Consider the following 16,513-nt stretch of genomic DNA (forward strand, 5'->3'; position numbering starts at 1 on the left):
CAATTCAATTTGATAACAAACCTGTTACATGGTATTGATGTGTGTGGTTCATTTGACCAGATAAAATTAACATTATAACAAGGATTTAAGGATGAAGAACATACTCCCATTTAAACCTAAGCTAATCGCTTGTGTAACACTTGCACTTTCAACAGCGGGTTATACTTCTCAATCATTTGCTGCGGACGAAGCAAAAAAAGTTGAACGTATTGAAGTGACGGGTTCTAGAATAAAGCGAACAGATATTGAAGGCCCTTCCCCAGTACAATCAATTAGTCGCGCCGATATCGATAATATGGGCTATGACAACTTACAACAATTACTGGAAAGAATGCCTGCTGCTGGTAATGGTACTTTTTCTACTCGCGGTAATAATCAGGATTCGACCGCTAACGGCTCTGCAGCGGTATCGCTACGAGGTTTAGGCGCTGATGCAACACTTGTATTAATTAATGGCCGTCGAGTAGCTATAAGCGCATTTGCGGAGAGTATCACTAACTCATTTGTTGATATTAACAGTATTCCGGTCTCTGCTATCGAACGTATTGATATTCTTAAAGATGGTGCCTCTGCAATTTATGGTTCCGATGCCGTTGCAGGTGTGGTGAATATTATTTTGAAAAAAGACATCGATGGTTTAGAAGTTAATTTAGGTTATGGTGGTACTGACGGCCCTAACTATGAAGAAACCTCAGCAAGCATAGTTTGGGGTACCTCAAACGAAAAAAGCAGTGCGTCTGTGATCATCGATTACTTTAAAAACACCTCTTTATCATCAGATGAAATGGGCCGCTTAGGCACTGCTAATCAAACCGCGAATGGTGGTGAAGATTTCCGTTCATCTCGTGGCTTTCCAGGTACATTTGGCGTGAATGGCGTCCAAACTCCAGATCCAAGTTGTCCTGCAGATCAAATTAGTGGTAGCGATAGTTGTGTGTTTGATTATGGACCCTATGGCTATATTGCCCCAGCTTCTGAACGCGTTGGCGCGATTTCTCAGTTTGAATATAACTTTGATAATGGTATTACTGCCTTTATGGAAATGGCTGTTCAACACAACAATTCAATTGCCGCAGGTGCTCCAACACCATTAGATAAAGATGCAGGTTTAACAGTCCCAGGGAATCATCCAAATAATCCTTTCAATCAAGAAGTAATTATCAACTACTATAGAACTGTTGATGCGGGTGCCCGTCAATGGGATATTGAGTCAGACACTTTGCGATTTGTTGCCGGTCTACGTGGTGAAATTAGCGATTGGAGCTGGGAAGCCGCTGTACAAAAAGGCCGTAGTAAATCAATGCAAACCGGTGATCGTACTCAAGGCTGGGTAAGAACTGATTTTTTACAGCAAGAAATAGATGCCGGCAACTACAACCCATTTGGCGGCACTTATAATGATCCTGCAGTCATTGAACGTATTTCAACCAGCCTAGTTCGTCGTGGTGAATCACATATGACCTCTTTTGATGCCAACATCACTGGCGAAGCGTTTAGTTTTGGTGACAATGTCGTGATGATGGCGGCTGGTATTGAGTACCGTGAAGAGGATGTCAGTGATACCCCTGATGATCAATTTCAGCGAGGTTTAATTTTTGGTACTGAGTCCGTTTCTGCTGCCGCTGAGCGGGACCAATACGCTGCCTATGTTGAATTCTCAATCCCATTAGCTGATAGCTTAGAATTACAACTTGCAGGTCGTTACGATGATTACAGTGACTTTGGTACCACAACCAATCCTAAAGTAGCGCTGCGCTGGGCACCTACTGATGAAATTACTGTTCGCGGCTCTTGGGCACAAGGTTTTAGAGCACCTTCACTAGCACAAATAGGTCTAGGTCCATCAGAGAAAAGTCAATTCTTTATTGATAATTACCGCTGTAGTGCTACAGGTCTTGATTGTAAAGCTCTTGATTACAATATCCAATTTGCTGGTAACCCTGATTTACAAGCTGAAGAATCTGAATCATGGAACGTTGGTTTTATTTGGGCTCCTATGGCTGAACTTGGCTTTAGTATTGATGTATGGAGTATTACTCAAGATAACAAAATTGATGAACAAGCATTCGGCCCAATTTATGACGCAGAATGTAACAACCAAAACAGTACGATTTGTGTTCGCCTAGCCCCAGCCGGAAGCGAAACCCTTGGTGTTATCCAAAAAATTCATAGCACTTTTAAAAATGTCTCTTCGCAGGAAGTGTCTGGTGTTGATTTCTCAGCAAATTATAATCACTCCTTGGATGATCTTGGTTTACTTAAGTTCAACTTAGAATGGTCCTATCAAGACAAGTTTGAAAAAGACGGTCGCGATTATACTGGTGAATATGGTTACCCTGAACACCGCTGGATGTTCTCAACTAATTGGGAGCTTGGTGAATTCAATACTAATGTAAATATCAGCTATGTGGGTGAGTTTGAAGATACGCCTGATATTGATTTTGATGGCACCCTCGATTTTGATAGCAACACGTCAAGAATGGTTGATTCACAAGTCTTAGTTGATTTACAAACGGCTTATCGTATTACCGAATCGACCAAGATCTCGATTGGCGTAAATAACCTATTTGATGAAGAGCCACCATTTGCAATTGGTGATGGTGATGGTGATTTATACGGTTATGCTTCCGCGGTTCACAACCCTCGCGGACGTTATATCTACACCAAAGTGTCATTCGCTTTCTAGCGACTACCCTAAATAAAAAACCCGCCAAATTGGCGGGTTTTTCATATTCTAAAACAAAGGCCTAAATTATAGGTCGCTTTCGTTTTCTGAAAGGAACTTAGCAACGCCTGCTGGGCTTGCATCCATACCTTTTTTACCTTCAGTCCAACCAGCTGGACATACTTCACCGTGCTCAGTGTGAAACGCTAGAGCGTCAACCATACGAAGCATTTCGTCGATGTTACGACCTAGTGGTAAGTCATTTACTACTTGATGACGTACATTACCTTCTTCATCAATTAAGAATGAACCACGAAATGCAACGCCCGCTTCTGGATGCTCAACATCGTATGCTTTACAGATTTCGTGCTTAACATCTGCAACTAGTGCGTATTTAACTGCACCGATACCGCCGTCTGCAACAGCAGTGTTACGCCATGCGTTGTGTGAGAATTGTGAATCGATTGAAACACCAATTACTTCTACGCCACGCTTTTGGAATTCTTCATAACGCTTGTCAAAAGCAATTAGTTCAGAAGGACATACGAAAGTGAAATCTAATGGGTAAAAGAAGATGACTGCTTTTTTACCTTTGATTGTTTCGTGAAGATTGTAGCTATCTACGATCTCGCCGTTACCTAGTACTGCTGCAGCGGTAAAGTCTGGTGCCTGGCGGCCTACTAATACACCCATTTTATTCTCCAAATATTTGAGTTTGCTTTTAATTGCTTACGCAATGCTTGCCTTTAATATGGGATCTAAAAAATAAATACCAAGGGCTAGCATGCATAATTATCAGAATATTTTAGAGACTAAAGACTTAAAATAACAATCGTATTTTCCGATGTCACTCATCGAAAAATACGAACGCGGTGTATCACTCGCTGTTTGTCATTAATAACAGCGAAAAAAAACCTGCATATGCAGGCTCCTTATAGATATAACTACACAGTAAATGCAGAGTTAATCCATGATATTTTCCGGCATATCACCACGGATTTTTTGCCAGATCTCACCTGTTTGATGACCATATTTCCGCATCATTGAAATTGCGCCGTCATGTTCGCGTTTCTCAGCAAGTATGGTTAAATCTTTATAGAATTGACGCGCTAACTGACGCGTGCCTGGATCTGAAAAGTAATGACAGCCAATTTTAGAGTAAAAACCCTTAAAACCATTAAGAATAAGTACATAAATACGGTTATTACCTGCAACAGCCAACTCATGATGTACTTTATAATCATAATCAGCGAAAGCTTGTGCACTATCTTCAAGTTCATCACTTTTTGAAAGAATTTCTATCACGCGATCAGGTGCTAGTTTAATGGCAGCGCGAGTATAGATAGCGCTAATATTAGTACGCGCAGAAAGTAACTGGTCGGTTAACTCGGGCATTTTATCTTCATCAAGACGCGCTAAGGTCTCTAAAATATTAAGTCCTGAGGTTTCCCAAAAGTTATTTACTCGAGTCGGTTTACCGTGTTGGATTGTTAACCAACCATCACGCGCTAAACGCTGCAGTACTTCACGTAAGGTTGTACGAGTAACACCGATTAATTCTGATAACTCTCGCTCAGCGGGAAGAATAGAACCTGGTGGAAAATCACCATTCCAAATTGACTCAACAATGTACTCTTCGGCAAACCCTGCTGGGCTTTTCGCTTTAAAAATTCTCATTCAATTCCCACTTGAGTTACCACATAACATTACTTTAAACGATTAACTGACTGATTGTACCAGATGAAGCCAAACTAACAAGTAAAGTCACTTCATTAATTCACCCACGACGACAGGCTTAAGCCTCTACTCTCGCCACGTTTTTAAAATGGATACAGGCTAATTTATCACTCTTTCAGTGTCGCTTTCTTTTATACTAAATTGAAGGGATTGACCACAAAGAGTAATAGACATTTAACTTCATTATGCACACTATACGGACTGAATAAAAATACCCATTTCGCTATTTCAGCTACACTTAATATAGCGCGGCATATTAAATGGATAAAAGGTACGTGATGTTGTTTATAGCTTTTTTGTTTACACCACGGCTAGACTGAATTAACTTAACCAACAACAGTTATACTTAAATGTACAATAATAAGGAACACCTATGCAACAGAGTGTTTTCAATGCAATTTTTAAGAATTTTTTAGGCTCTGCCCCACAGTGGTATAAATACACAATTATTGCTTTTTTAGCTATTAACCCTGTGTTATTTCATATCAATCCCTATATGGCTGGTTGGGCATTAGTTTTAGAGTTTATTTTTACTCTCGCGATGGCGCTGAAATGTTATCCACTGCAACCAGGTGGTTTACTTGCAATTGAAGCACTGTTTATAGGCATGACAACTGCCGGGCAAGTAGAGCATGAAATTGTTCAAAATGTAGATGTAATCTTACTGTTGATCTTTATGGTCGCAGGTATCTACTTTATGAAAGATTTATTACTCTATATTTTCACCCGCTTGGTGGTATCAGTTCGCAGCAAAACTGTACTTTCCTTAGCATTTACTATTTCTGCAGCATTTCTTTCTGCTTTTTTAGACGCACTTACAGTAATGGCGGTGGTCATAGCTGTCGCTATGGGCTTTTACAGTATTTACCATAAAGTCGCCTCAGGGAAAGACTCCACTAGTGAACATGACATTAACGATGATAACCAAGTACGCCCAGTTAATCGTCAGGAACTTGAAGAATTTCGAGCTTTTTTACGTAACTTATTAATGCATGCTTCGATTGGTACCGCGCTTGGTGGAGTCTGTACTATGGTGGGTGAACCACAAAATCTTATTATTGCAGAACGAGCAAGCTGGCAATTTGGGGAGTTTTTCTTGCGTATGTTGCCTGTTACTATGCCTGTATTCATCGCTGGTATTGTTACTACAATATTACTCGAAAAAACAAAAACCTTCGGTTATGGCGCAAAGTTACCAGAACCGATTCATCAAATACTTGCTGATCACGCAAAAGAGCTCGATAACAAACGCACTAAACGCGATAAAGTTAATCTGATGTTTCAGTCATTTATTGCTGTATGGTTGATCATTGCATTAGCTTTACACCTTGCCACGGTTGGCTTAATTGGCTTATCCGTCATTATTTTTGCAACTGCGTCCGCTGGTATAATCGAAGAACACCAACTAGGAAAAGCGTTTGAAGAAGCATTGCCGTTTACTGCACTGTTATGTGTATTTTTCTCAATCGTTGCAGTAATTATTGATCAACACTTATTTACTCCTGTAATAACTTGGGTACTGACATTTGAAGGGCAATTACAGTTAGTTATGTTTTTTGTCGCTAATGGCCTACTCTCGATGGTCAGTGATAATGTGTTTGTTGGCACTGTTTACATCAACGAAGTAGCGGCGGCTTTAAAAGCAGGACAAATTAGTCGCGACCAATTTGATTTATTAGCAGTAGCAATTAATACTGGTACTAACTTACCAAGTGTAGCCACACCGAATGGACAAGCTGCATTTTTATTCTTACTAACATCAACACTTGCTCCCGTATTACGTTTATCTTACGGGCGTATGGTTTATATGGCACTTCCCTATACCATTGTACTTACGGTTGTTGGTTTAAGCTCTACATATCTAGGGCTTAGTGAGGTAACTGATTTACTCTATCAATGGGGTTGGATTGAACACCACAGCGCAAGCTTACAAAGTATAGGAAGTTCAGGGCATTAAATATCCAAACTCTGGACAGTAAATCCCTTAACCCATATTTAGGTTAAAGAGTAAAAAACAAAGCTGCTTCGGCAGCTTTTTTATTGTTACAAATCATATTTATCCTTGCGCCTAGTTTAATGACTAAGTCATAATTCATCTACAAATTATAGATTGGATATTTTATGACTTGGTTAGCAAATTTAGCCCAACAGCGCAGTGCTTGGTTACTGCTCGCTTTTAGTGCTTTTATTTTTGAAGTAATCGCATTGTTTTTTCAATATCAAATGGGCTTAGAGCCATGCATTATGTGTATTTACCAACGTACTGCCATGCTGGGGTTATTAGCCGCAGGGTTACTCGGTGCAATTAAACCCACGAATGTAATATGCCGTCTAACAGCATTTTCTGCATGGGCAGTTGCCAGTATTTGGGGTTATTTAATTGCACGCGAACATATCGATATGCAAACTACCACCGATCCTTTTGCGTTTAGCTGTGAATTCGAACCTAATTTCCCATTACCATTGCACGAATGGATGCCACATTTTTTTGCTGCAACAGGTGACTGTGGCAACATCGATTGGCAATTTGCAGGGCTAAGTATGCCGGCGTGGATGGAGATCATTTTTGCCGCATTTACTCTGATACTAATGGCCGTTGTAGCAAGTCGTTTAATAATTAAAAAGTCGCTGTGATGATGGCATTATTTTCAAGTCAAGTAACGCAATTAAAATCGTTTAAAATACGTCAACGTCAGCAAATAATTGCGATTGCAGTGAGTATGTTAACTCCAATGCAAAAAATCAGTTTGCGTATTATAAAGCTGGTTTTATTGATCCCAGTATTTCTATCATTAGCGTATGTTGAAGGTTGGTTGTTACTTCCAGCTTTACTTCTGGCCGGGTTAAGCTACCCGTTGTTAACCACTCCAGTCGAAATTCAATTCTCTAAACGCTATTTAAGGCACGCTATTAAGCAATTTGAGCAGGGCGAATAATTCGCCCTGCTGATTTTTAGAATGTAACTTTGCCATCCAATTTAGCGACTAATTTTTCGCCAATACCTTTCACCTGCGCTAAATCTGCAACAGACTTAAACTTGCCTTGCTTGGTACGGAAATCAATTATCGCTTGCGCTTTTGATTTACCAATACCCGGCAGCTGAGTAAGCTGTTCGACTGTTGCTTGATTCACATTGACTAACTGAACTTTCTTCATACTTTCAGCAGTCTCTGTTTTAGTTACAGCTGCGCTACTAGGCAATGAAATAGCTAAGCCAAGCACTACCACTATTAAAGTTAAAAACTTCATGTTTCTCCTCCATGATATCCATACGTGGACTCAATTAATAGTTGATTTTAATGCCTTCACTTTTGGACTACCTCCAAATAAAGTCATACTAAAAAAGTGCGACTATTTAAATAAAGTAAAGTTGTACCTCTTTGTCAAATCCTAGTAGTAAAAAATAAAAATGTTCACTTGCAAAAAGACCAATAAACAATTACTGTACATAAAAACAGTAATCAATCAAGGTGAACTTGTTATTCACCAAGCAAATTGGCAGGAGAAATCATGGCTGTTGTTGTTAAATATGTTGTAGAGAGAAACGGAGTCGAGCGTATGACGTTTACTACTAAAAAAGAAGCTGACGCGTATGACAAAATGCTTGATATAGCAGAGTCGCTTGAGGTTATGCTTGAGAAAGTTGATGTGCCACTAAGCGAACAACAAATCGAATCGCTCGCACTTGAGATTGCTAAAAGTAAAGACGACTTTATGAATGTACTTAAAGGCGGCAAAGAGGCAATACAGAAAACACCTACGGCGAAAGTAAAAAAAGAAAATGTAGCGTCGATTAAAGCCAGCGCAGATAAAGAAGCAAGCTAAAAAATTACAAGTTAACTTACTAAAAAAGGGCAATTAATTGCCCTTTTTTAGTTATAAAAATTACTACCCGTTATAGCCCTCGTTCAACTTCATCAAATAATTCGGTGATCTCTTTATTTGGTGGCGCTGTTGATAAGCTCACTGTAATGATTGCAATTGTTGCAAGTATAAAGCCCGGTATAATTTCATAAATGATACTGCTGAGGCTCTCACCATTTATAGTGATTGGCGCGTATATCCAGATCAACACTGTCCCTGCACCCACAACCATGCCACTGATCGCACCTTGTAGATTCATTCGCTTCCAATACAAGCTAAGTAATACTAACGGGCCAAACGCAGCCCCAAAACCAGCCCATGCATTACTTACTAAATCTAAAATAGAACTATCGCGATCATAAGCCAAATAAATAGCAAATAATGCAACGAGTAGTACACTAATTCGCCCAACTAAAACCAGCTCGGTTTGTGATGCATCACGGTTTAAATAAATTTTATAGAAGTCTTCAGTCAAAGAGCTTGAACAAACCAATAACTGAGATGAAATAGTACTCATAATCGCAGCTAAAATAGCAGCAAGTAAAAAGCCGGCAATAAGTGGATGGAAAACCAATTCAGATAATACTAAGAATATAGTTTCTTTATCGTCAATCAGCATTTGATTTTCGATCATGTAAGCGGCACCAAATAGTCCAGTTAACACTGCACCAATCGCTGATAAAGTCATCCACGACATACCAATACGACGCATAGTTGGCATATCTTTCACTGACCGTACTGACATAAAACGTACTATGATATGCGGTTGACCAAAATAACCTAAGCCCCATGCCATTGCAGAAATAATAGCGATAGTTGAACCACCAGCAAACCAATCTAACATATTAAGCGAGTGGACTTCGCTCTCTTTCGGAGCGCTTAACAGCAAGTCATAGCTGGCATTAGCAAGTGTGTCTAACACTGGCTGGTCTAGCATCGTATAAGTAACAATAGGTACAGCAAGTAGCGAGACAAACATAATGCAACCTTGCACAAAGTCAGTCAAACTAACAGCTAAGAAACCACCAAACAATGTATAGAGTACGACGACTCCGGTTGTCACATAAAGCCCTGTTTCGTAACTCATCTGAAATGAGTTTTCGAATAATTTACCGCCAGCGACAACGCCTGAAGAAGTATAAAGTGTAAAGAAAACGATGATCACGATTGCCGAGATGACTCGTAATATATTTTTATTATCAGCAAAACGATTAGCAAAGTAATCTGGGATGGTAATCGAGTCATTCGCTTTTTCAGTATAGACACGTAGCCTTGGCGCGACTAAAAAGTAGTTTGCCCAAGCACCAAGTACTAAACCTATCGCAATCCAAACTTTACTTAAGCCAAATAGATACATAGCACCGGGTAAACCCATAAGTAGCCAACCACTCATGTCCGATGCACCTGCAGATAGTGCAGCTACAGCTGGTGATAAACTTCTGCCACCCAACATATAACCCGACACATCGGCGGTAGACTGCTTATAAGCGTACAAGCCAATACCTAGCATTACGATAAAATACGCAGCTAAAGAAATAATCATTCCAGTTTCCAAACTCGCCTCCAACTCTGAAGTTAAAACCTGGCTTTCAATCCTAATAATGACTCATAAATCAATACTATATAAAGTCATTATTGGTGTAAAAACCAACCTAGAACTTGACTATATCACGCAAAGGGTGAATAACTCCACTTACTGAGGTAGCCAAGTAATGATATAAGGTGGAGTTGTTTTTATCTGATGGTTAATTATTTAACTACAGAACATGGTAATTAATACTTAATTACCTTAGGATTAGATCGATGATGTATCAATTAATTAATACTATAGCATTGATATTCTAAATATAATTAATGCTATTTATGCTGTTTTATCTTATATTGCCCAAGTAATCGCTTAACTGATGTGGACCCGCTGTTTATGTATTTTTATGCTGCACGCCAACCAATTTTAGATCGAAACAAACAACTTGTAGGGTATGAGCTACTCTTTCGTGATGGCGTTGATAATGTATTCCCTGATATTGATGGTGACGAGGCAACCACTCGGCTAATTGAAGGTAGTCAATTCAATTTTGGTTTAGAAGATCTCACCGATAATAAACCAGCGTATATCAACTTTACGCTTGAAACATTACAAAAAGGCTACCCAACTCTGCTTGGTAAAGATCAGATTGTTGTAGAAATACTCGAAACAATTCAACCAGGGAAACGCTTGCTCGCGATCGTCAAAGACTTAAAACAAAAAGGTTATACGCTCGCGCTGGATGATTATATTCACCAGCCTGTATGGCGTCATTTTTATCCTTTTATTGATATTATTAAAATAGATTTTATCAATTGTGACGTTGACACTATCCACACCATAATCGAAGAAATTAAACCTTATCCGCATATAAAATTATTAGCAGAAAAGGTAGAAACCTACGAAAAGTATCAATTAGCATTAGATCTTGGCTTTACTTACTTTCAGGGGTTTTTCTTTTCCAAACCAGAAATGGTGCAAAGTAAAACCTTGCCGCCATCAGAGATAGCTCTTGCCGAGCTGCTTTATGAGACATCCACTGTTGAAGTCAATTTAAAGAAAATTACCGACGTATTTGAGCGAGATGTAAACCTCTCTTATAAATTATTACGTTATAGTAATTCAGCGGCATTTAAGCGCAGAGCTGAGATCAGCACCATCAAACAAGCACTAATTGTGCTAGGTGCAGCAGAAATTAAAAAGTTTTTATCCTTGTTGTTTGCAGCTCAAGTTGCTGGTGATAAACCCGCAGAGTTAATACGCTTATCGTTAACCAGAGCACGCTTTACTGAGTTGCTAGCTATAAACCATAATAAACTCAAAGATACGGGCATGGCTTTTTTAACCGGTATGATGTCATTAATGGATGCCATATTAGATGAAGATATGCAAAGCGTGATGAAAAAGCTACCATTATCCAACGACATAAAGTTAGCATTATTAGAGGATCAAGGTTTACTGGCACAATATCTGCGCTTAGTAAAATTATACGAACAAGCCAATTGGCAAGGTGCAAACGCGATTAAAGATGAGCTTGGTCTTGGCGCTGGTAAAGTGCCAGATGCGTATCATGATGCCGTTAACTGGGCTAATGAACAAATGAAAGTGCTGGCAGGATAATAAATAATACCGTAAATAACAATGCCAGCTTAGACGCTGGCATTTTTATTTAACCTGAAAATACACATTAAAGGCTTTCTAAAAAGTCTTCATCAAAATCGTCGGGCTCTTTTTCAACCGGTGGATTACCATCATACAACTCATATAACTGACGTTGAAAGTAAATGTCTTTCATAAAAATATACGGATCGAGTGACTCATTCAATAAGCTTTCTTGTGGTATTAAAGAAGCCCGAGCTTCTACAGCCTTTAACGCAAACACCAATACAGTTTGTGGCGTGGTTAAGGCAATTTTTGGTAACACATAGCCATCAACCACTGCACCCGTTAGGTTACGCGCTGTTGACGGTCCCATTCCCGGTAGCATTAAATAAGCACCGTCGCCTATTCCCCATACCCCCAGAGTTTGACCAAAGTCTTCATCGACAATATTCAAACCAAGCGATGTCGCAACATCAAATAAGCCAAAAATACCCACAGTTGAATTAACTAAAAACCGCGCTAAGCTCACGCCTGCGTTACCCGCTTTACCTTGTAGCGTGGCATTAACTACATCAGTTGGTGCACTAATGTTGCCAGTAAAATTGACGATACTACGGCGCACCGGTGTTGGTGTTACGGCCACATACCCTACCGCAACAGGGCGCAGAACATAAGCATCAAGTACATCCATATTAAAATCATACATTGGACGGTTAAATGATTGTAGTGGATCTCGCTCATCTATTTTTTCGTCAGGCACTTGCGCGCATCCTGCTAGCACCAATAGCCCAAACAAAACTAAACTCTGTCTTAACATCTTTTATCCTTAAGGTATTAATTCATTGATAAGTAAATCGTAAGCCTTGGTTTGGCTACGTTCTAACACATCTGAACGCCCTTCCAACTCACCCGTTGAAGGCATTACTGATGCATCCTTTGAAATGCGTGCAGTTAAAATAATTTTATCAACGCTTGAAAGCGTTAACCCTGCGACCATAGCATTACTATCACTTAACTGTACTTCAATTGGAAAACTATAATCTGTTAATTTTACCACTGCGAGCGGCATTGGCGGACCATTGGCAGCTTTTGCAAATACGAATAAGGTACCTTGGATTGGAAGCTTGTCCGCAAGCTGTGGCGCAAGATTAACGGTAACTTTGATAGCACTCATTTTAGCTGCGTTATTATCCTCGCCACTGCCCTGCTCAGCTTGTGGTTGCAATGCAGGTGCTAGTTGTGTGTTTTCAGCTGTAATATTTTGTTCAATTTCAGTAATTCGCTGAGCAATCATGTCATAGCGAGTATCTTGCTCATCCATACTCTTTAAAAGCACTTCGAATGCTGCTTTTGCTTGCAACCAATCATGACGCTCATAAGCAATTAACGCTAACAATGAAATAGCATCAAGGTTAGTTGGATCGTCTTTGAGCACTTTAGAGAGCATACCCGCAGCGCGCGTCATATTTACATCACTGCCTTCAAGTAATAGTACTTGGCTGTAACTGATCAGCACAGGCATGTTGTCAGGATCCATGCGTAGCACTTTATCAAATGACTGTTGCGCCATGTCGTATTCATTCAATGACATTGCAACACGACCGAGTAGCATCCAAGCCACTTGATCATCACCACTTTGCGCAAGTTTAGTGCGTAGCCCTAACGCAAACGCTTGTAATTCATTTTGGGTTAAAGGTTCGCCTTGTTGCATCACGGCTCGTTCACCATAAACTGCTAAATTATCCATGGCGCTGTGCCAGTTCTGCAACTGTTGTTGTGAACCAGTTGCGGTATAAAATACAGCGGTAAAAGCGATTAAAAATGCACTGCCTGTTAATGCAAAAATACGGTTATTGCCTCTGCTCATCAGTGATTTTTCAGGCGATAACTCATTTAGTAAACGACGTTTGAGCTCAATCACAGACTCATCATGGTTAACTTGGTCAATACGTTGATTTGCTAAATCATTTGCCAGCTCGCCAAGGCGCTGATGGTAGATGGCAATAAGCTCTGAATTAGCATTGTAAGTGAGACTTTGTACCCGCTCTTTACTCAAAAACGGCAATGCCACAAACGTCACAGCTAATAAGGTTAATAATGCAAAAGAAACCCACATTAGTATCATTTAAATCTGCTCCTGACGTTCATTTTTCGCAATGAGCTTGGCTAATAACGCCTCATCTTGCTCACTCCATGTTTGCTTAACCGCAGCCTTACGTTGACGAAAAATAATAAAGCCAAAGCCAAATACCACTATCAAAATAGGTAATACCCATAGCACTAATGTTGCTGGCGTTACTGGCGGATCGTAGTGAACAAAATAGCCATAGCGGTCAATCATATATTCAATCACATCGTCTTTCGATTTGCCTTCTTTGACTAACGCCAATACTTTTTCGCGCAAATCTTTCGCAACCACAGCATCTGAATCTGCGATATTTTGATTTTGACATTTAGGGCAACGTAATTCTTTAGTTAACTCAGTAAAGCGTTGCGCTTGTTCGTTGTTATCAAATTGGTAACGATCTTGCTCTGCCATAGCTATGCCACTGGCTAGTATCATTAAAGCAATTAAAAAATATTTCATGGCTGTAATTCCTGCATCAAGGGAGCAAATTTAGCACGCCAAACTCGTGGGTTTATATCGCCAGTATGGTGCAATAAAATGGTGCCTTTGCTATCCACTAAAAATGTTTCAGGTGCACCTGACACACCTAAATCAAGCGAAAGAGTACGGTGTAAGTCAAGAATATTAAACTGATACGGATCACCGGCACGACTTAACATTGACGTCACTTCTTCACGTAGCGCTGGCATATCAAATTCACCATCAAAGTCAGCATCATAACTTTGTACATAGTAAAGCCCGATAATTTTAACGCCTTGCTCTCGCAATTGGGTTAAATAATCTAATTCAGCTAAACAGGTAGGACACCAAGTGCCCCATACATTGAGTAGATATACATCGCCTTTTAATTGGCTATCTTGCCAACGCTTTGAATCCTGCATTAAATCAGGTAAATCAAAGGCTGGCATTGGCTGACCTAACCGACCGGTTTGAATTTCTCTTGGGTTTGAAAACAAACCTTGAAATAAAAACACGCACACTAAAACAAATGCCAGCAGAGGTATCAGCGCTAACAACTTGCGGTTCATACCAGTTTCTCCTGTGACTTATCGGTTTTTTTCTTGCTAGTACGGTAACGTTTGTCACCTAAAATCATAAAACCGGCAAGTGAGATCAATACACCACCAATCCACATCCAACGTACAAATGGCTTGTGATAGATGCGCAATGACCAACCGCCGTTATTTAATTGCTCACCCAGAGCAAGGTATAAATCACGGGTAAAGCCAGCATCAATTGCAGCCTCAGTCATAAATTGCATACCAATATCGTAACGGCGCTTTTCAGCATGCAGTACAGTGACTAGTTTATCATTTTTCAGGACGCTCACTTCTCCAGCATGACCACTGTAGTTTGCACCACGAATAGTGTATACCCCTTCAAAACGATACTGATATTGATTTAACTGTACGATTTCGCCCGGCTTCATCGAAACATCACGTTCAACCGAATACGCCGAAGTTAAAGTGACACCTGCGATAACAAAGGCAATACCAACATGCCCTAGTACCATAGCCCAATAACTAAGTCCTAACCTTTTAAGACCTTGGCTAAAGTTAGTTTGCAAAGTAGCTTTAACATATAAATCAACACCGGTGGTGATCACAATCCATATCGCAAGCGTGGTCGCCAATAAAGTTAAAGGCGCTACGCTGGCATAACTTGAATATAACCAAGCAGCACTGATCACTATGCTCATTAACGCTGACACAAGTAGTTTATTTTGTAAAAAAGACCACTTATTTTGCTTCCAACGTAACAGAGGGCCAATGCCCATTAAGATGGCAAACGGCACCAAAATAATGGCAAACATTTTATTAAAGAATGGTTCGCCAATTGAAATACTGCCTAAGCCCATTTCTTTATGAACCATAGGTAATAAAGTACCCAGTAACACAATAAATGTAGCAACCACTAAAAATATATTATTGAGCCATAACGCCACTTCACGTGATACCAGTTTGTAACGACCTTCGCTGCGTACTTGCGATACCCTAAATGCATATAAGGTTAACGCACCACCAACCACTATCGCTAAAAACGCTAAGATAAATAAGCCACGATCAGGATCGGTAGCAAACGCATGCACTGACACAATAATGCCAGAGCGAACAATAAAGGTGCCCAGTAAACTCAATGAAAATGCAGCAATCGCAAGTAATACGGTCCATGATTTAAATACACCGCGTTTTTCGGTTGCCGATAATGAGTGCAATAATGCAGTAGCTACTAACCAAGGCATAAGCGATGCGTTTTCAACGGGATCCCAAAACCACCAGCCACCCCAGCCAAGCTCGGAATATGCCCACCAGCTTCCAATAGTAATACCTAGTGTTAAAAATCCCCACGCAGTCATTGTCCAAGGACGTGACCACTTAGCCCACGTATTATCAAGTTTACCTGTTAATAACGCTGCAATTGCGAATGCAAAAGAAACCGATAGACCAACATAACCCATATATAATAAAGGTGGATGGATGATCATCCCTGGATCTTGTAATAGCGGATTAAGGTCGCGCCCTTCGACAGGAAAATACGGCAGTAATAATTCAAATGGATTTGACATCCACAGGGTGTAAAGCATAAAGCCAACACCTAAAAAGCCTAACACACCTAATACACGAGCACGCAGTATCCAAGGCAGTGAATTAGAGCGCAGTGCTACTACTGCTGTCCAACCGGCTTGCATTACTAGCCACAATAAAATAGCACCTTCGTGCCCACCCCAGGTTGAAGTGATTTTATAATACCAAGGCAAGGTACTGCTAGAATGATAAGCCACGTACGCGACGGTAAAATCATCGGTTAAACTGGCATAAATTAAGGCAGCGAATGACACTAATACAAATACAAATTGGCCAACAGCTAATGAAGGAGCTGCACGCATTAACCGTAAATTACCAGTATGTGCGCCCCATAGAGGAAAAATACACAATAAAACACTCAGCACCATGGCCAGTGTTAGGGAAAAATAACCGAGTTCTGGGATCAT

15 protein-coding genes are annotated in these 16,513 nt (G+C 40.1%); 6 read left to right on the forward strand and 9 right to left on the reverse strand.

Annotation, left to right across the window (positions count from 1 at the left end; translation table 11 throughout):
* Nucleotides 1-91 precede the first annotated feature (91 nt).
* Entirely contained in the window at nt 92-2,686 is a 2,595-nt protein-coding gene (locus H5200_RS05180; protein ID WP_182719321.1) for a TonB-dependent receptor, read from the forward strand.
* Between the two features lie 66 nt (nt 2,687-2,752).
* Here H5200_RS05180 and H5200_RS05185 read toward each other — a convergent pair whose 3' ends face one another.
* Nucleotides 2,753-3,358 carry a peroxiredoxin C gene (locus H5200_RS05185; RefSeq protein ID WP_145239274.1) on the reverse strand — a complete coding sequence of 202 codons (606 nt, stop codon included), beginning with the start codon at nt 3,356-3,358 and terminating at the stop codon, nt 2,753-2,755.
* A gap of 270 nt (nt 3,359-3,628) precedes the next feature.
* Nucleotides 3,629-4,342, reverse strand: coding sequence for a fatty acid metabolism transcriptional regulator FadR (gene fadR / locus H5200_RS05190; protein WP_149981452.1), 714 nt, complete (start codon nt 4,340-4,342; stop codon nt 3,629-3,631).
* Between the two features lie 433 nt (nt 4,343-4,775).
* Here fadR and nhaB point away from each other — a divergent pair, with 433 nt between their 5' ends.
* The 3 genes from nhaB (at nt 4,776) to H5200_RS05205 (ending at nt 7,338) form a co-directional block, all read left to right on the forward strand.
* On the forward strand, nt 4,776-6,359 hold the full coding sequence (nhaB, locus tag H5200_RS05195; protein WP_182718161.1) for a sodium/proton antiporter NhaB: 1,584 nt from the start codon (nt 4,776-4,778) through the stop codon (nt 6,357-6,359).
* Between the two features lie 164 nt (nt 6,360-6,523).
* Nucleotides 6,524-7,036, forward strand: a complete 513-nt coding sequence (gene dsbB / locus H5200_RS05200; RefSeq protein ID WP_182739673.1) for a disulfide bond formation protein DsbB — start codon at nt 6,524-6,526, stop codon at nt 7,034-7,036.
* Nucleotides 7,036-7,338: a DUF6170 family protein gene (locus tag H5200_RS05205; protein WP_182718163.1), complete on the forward strand. Its 303-nt coding sequence runs from the start codon at nt 7,036-7,038 to the stop codon at nt 7,336-7,338. The genes dsbB and H5200_RS05205 overlap by 1 nt, the downstream gene beginning before the upstream one ends.
* Nucleotides 7,339-7,354: 16 nt before the next feature.
* On the opposite strand, the gene H5200_RS05210 is transcribed toward H5200_RS05205, so the two are convergent.
* Nucleotides 7,355-7,651 carry a ComEA family DNA-binding protein gene (locus H5200_RS05210; protein WP_182718164.1) on the reverse strand — a complete coding sequence of 99 codons (297 nt, stop codon included), beginning with the start codon at nt 7,649-7,651 and terminating at the stop codon, nt 7,355-7,357.
* A gap of 261 nt (nt 7,652-7,912) precedes the next feature.
* On the opposite strand from H5200_RS05210, the gene H5200_RS05215 reads away from it, so the two are divergent.
* Nucleotides 7,913-8,227, forward strand: a complete 315-nt coding sequence (locus H5200_RS05215; RefSeq protein WP_182718165.1) for a YebG family protein — start codon at nt 7,913-7,915, stop codon at nt 8,225-8,227.
* 70 nt (nt 8,228-8,297) lie between these two features.
* Here H5200_RS05215 and putP read toward each other — a convergent pair whose 3' ends face one another.
* Nucleotides 8,298-9,809 (reverse strand): sodium/proline symporter PutP, encoded by a 1,512-nt coding sequence (putP, locus tag H5200_RS05220; RefSeq protein WP_149981458.1) that lies wholly within the window; start codon nt 9,807-9,809, stop codon nt 8,298-8,300.
* Between the two features lie 378 nt (nt 9,810-10,187).
* Between putP and H5200_RS05225 the strand changes: the two genes are divergently transcribed.
* Nucleotides 10,188-11,411 (forward strand): EAL and HDOD domain-containing protein, encoded by a 1,224-nt coding sequence (locus H5200_RS05225; protein WP_182718219.1) that lies wholly within the window; start codon nt 10,188-10,190, stop codon nt 11,409-11,411.
* Nucleotides 11,412-11,478: 67 nt separating this feature from the next.
* On the opposite strand, the gene H5200_RS05230 is transcribed toward H5200_RS05225, so the two are convergent.
* From H5200_RS05230 to H5200_RS05250, 5 genes are read right to left on the reverse strand one after another with little or no spacing between them, the layout of a single operon-like run.
* Complete coding sequence (locus H5200_RS05230; protein WP_182718166.1) at nt 11,479-12,210, reverse strand: VacJ family lipoprotein; 732 nt, start codon at nt 12,208-12,210, stop codon at nt 11,479-11,481.
* A gap of 9 nt (nt 12,211-12,219) precedes the next feature.
* Entirely contained in the window at nt 12,220-13,518 is a 1,299-nt protein-coding gene (gene ccmI / locus H5200_RS05235; RefSeq protein WP_182761086.1) for a c-type cytochrome biogenesis protein CcmI, read from the reverse strand.
* The gene (locus H5200_RS05240; RefSeq protein WP_182739671.1) at nt 13,519-13,980 is read right to left on the reverse strand and encodes a cytochrome c-type biogenesis protein; all 462 of its coding nucleotides are present in this window, start codon (nt 13,978-13,980) and stop codon (nt 13,519-13,521) included.
* Nucleotides 13,977-14,549 carry a DsbE family thiol:disulfide interchange protein gene (locus H5200_RS05245; protein ID WP_182718169.1) on the reverse strand — a complete coding sequence of 191 codons (573 nt, stop codon included), beginning with the start codon at nt 14,547-14,549 and terminating at the stop codon, nt 13,977-13,979. Before H5200_RS05245 ends, H5200_RS05240 begins: the two co-directional genes overlap by 4 nt.
* Nucleotides 14,546-16,513 (reverse strand): heme lyase CcmF/NrfE family subunit, encoded by a 1,968-nt coding sequence (locus H5200_RS05250; RefSeq protein WP_182761087.1) that lies wholly within the window; start codon nt 16,511-16,513, stop codon nt 14,546-14,548. The genes H5200_RS05245 and H5200_RS05250 overlap by 4 nt, the downstream gene beginning before the upstream one ends.

It is taken from the genome of Pseudoalteromonas sp. SG43-7 (assembly GCF_014164295.1).
Lineage (GTDB): Bacteria > Pseudomonadota > Gammaproteobacteria > Enterobacterales > Alteromonadaceae > Pseudoalteromonas > Pseudoalteromonas rhizosphaerae.

Excerpts from the sequence above, each read along its gene's own strand:
- H5200_RS05180 (WP_182719321.1), top strand. The coding sequence starts at position 92 with ATGAAGAACATACTCCCATTTAAACCTAAGCTAATCGCTTGTGTAACA.
- H5200_RS05185 (WP_145239274.1), bottom strand. The coding sequence starts at position 3,358 with ATGGGTGTATTAGTAGGCCGCCAGGCACCAGACTTTACCGCTGCAGCA.
- fadR (WP_149981452.1), bottom strand. The coding sequence starts at position 4,342 with ATGAGAATTTTTAAAGCGAAAAGCCCAGCAGGGTTTGCCGAAGAGTAC.
- nhaB (WP_182718161.1), top strand. The coding sequence starts at position 4,776 with ATGCAACAGAGTGTTTTCAATGCAATTTTTAAGAATTTTTTAGGCTCT.
- dsbB (WP_182739673.1), top strand. The coding sequence starts at position 6,524 with ATGACTTGGTTAGCAAATTTAGCCCAACAGCGCAGTGCTTGGTTACTG.
- H5200_RS05205 (WP_182718163.1), top strand. The coding sequence starts at position 7,036 with ATGATGGCATTATTTTCAAGTCAAGTAACGCAATTAAAATCGTTTAAA.
- H5200_RS05210 (WP_182718164.1), bottom strand. The coding sequence starts at position 7,651 with ATGAAGTTTTTAACTTTAATAGTGGTAGTGCTTGGCTTAGCTATTTCA.
- H5200_RS05215 (WP_182718165.1), top strand. The coding sequence starts at position 7,913 with ATGGCTGTTGTTGTTAAATATGTTGTAGAGAGAAACGGAGTCGAGCGT.
- putP (WP_149981458.1), bottom strand. The coding sequence starts at position 9,809 with ATGATTATTTCTTTAGCTGCGTATTTTATCGTAATGCTAGGTATTGGC.
- H5200_RS05225 (WP_182718219.1), top strand. The coding sequence starts at position 10,188 with ATGTATTTTTATGCTGCACGCCAACCAATTTTAGATCGAAACAAACAA.
- H5200_RS05230 (WP_182718166.1), bottom strand. The coding sequence starts at position 12,210 with ATGTTAAGACAGAGTTTAGTTTTGTTTGGGCTATTGGTGCTAGCAGGA.
- ccmI (WP_182761086.1), bottom strand. The coding sequence starts at position 13,518 with ATGATACTAATGTGGGTTTCTTTTGCATTATTAACCTTATTAGCTGTG.
- H5200_RS05240 (WP_182739671.1), bottom strand. The coding sequence starts at position 13,980 with ATGAAATATTTTTTAATTGCTTTAATGATACTAGCCAGTGGCATAGCT.
- H5200_RS05245 (WP_182718169.1), bottom strand. The coding sequence starts at position 14,549 with ATGAACCGCAAGTTGTTAGCGCTGATACCTCTGCTGGCATTTGTTTTA.
- H5200_RS05250 (WP_182761087.1), bottom strand. The coding sequence starts at position 16,513 with ATGATCCCAGAACTCGGTTATTTTTCCCTAACACTGGCCATGGTGCTG.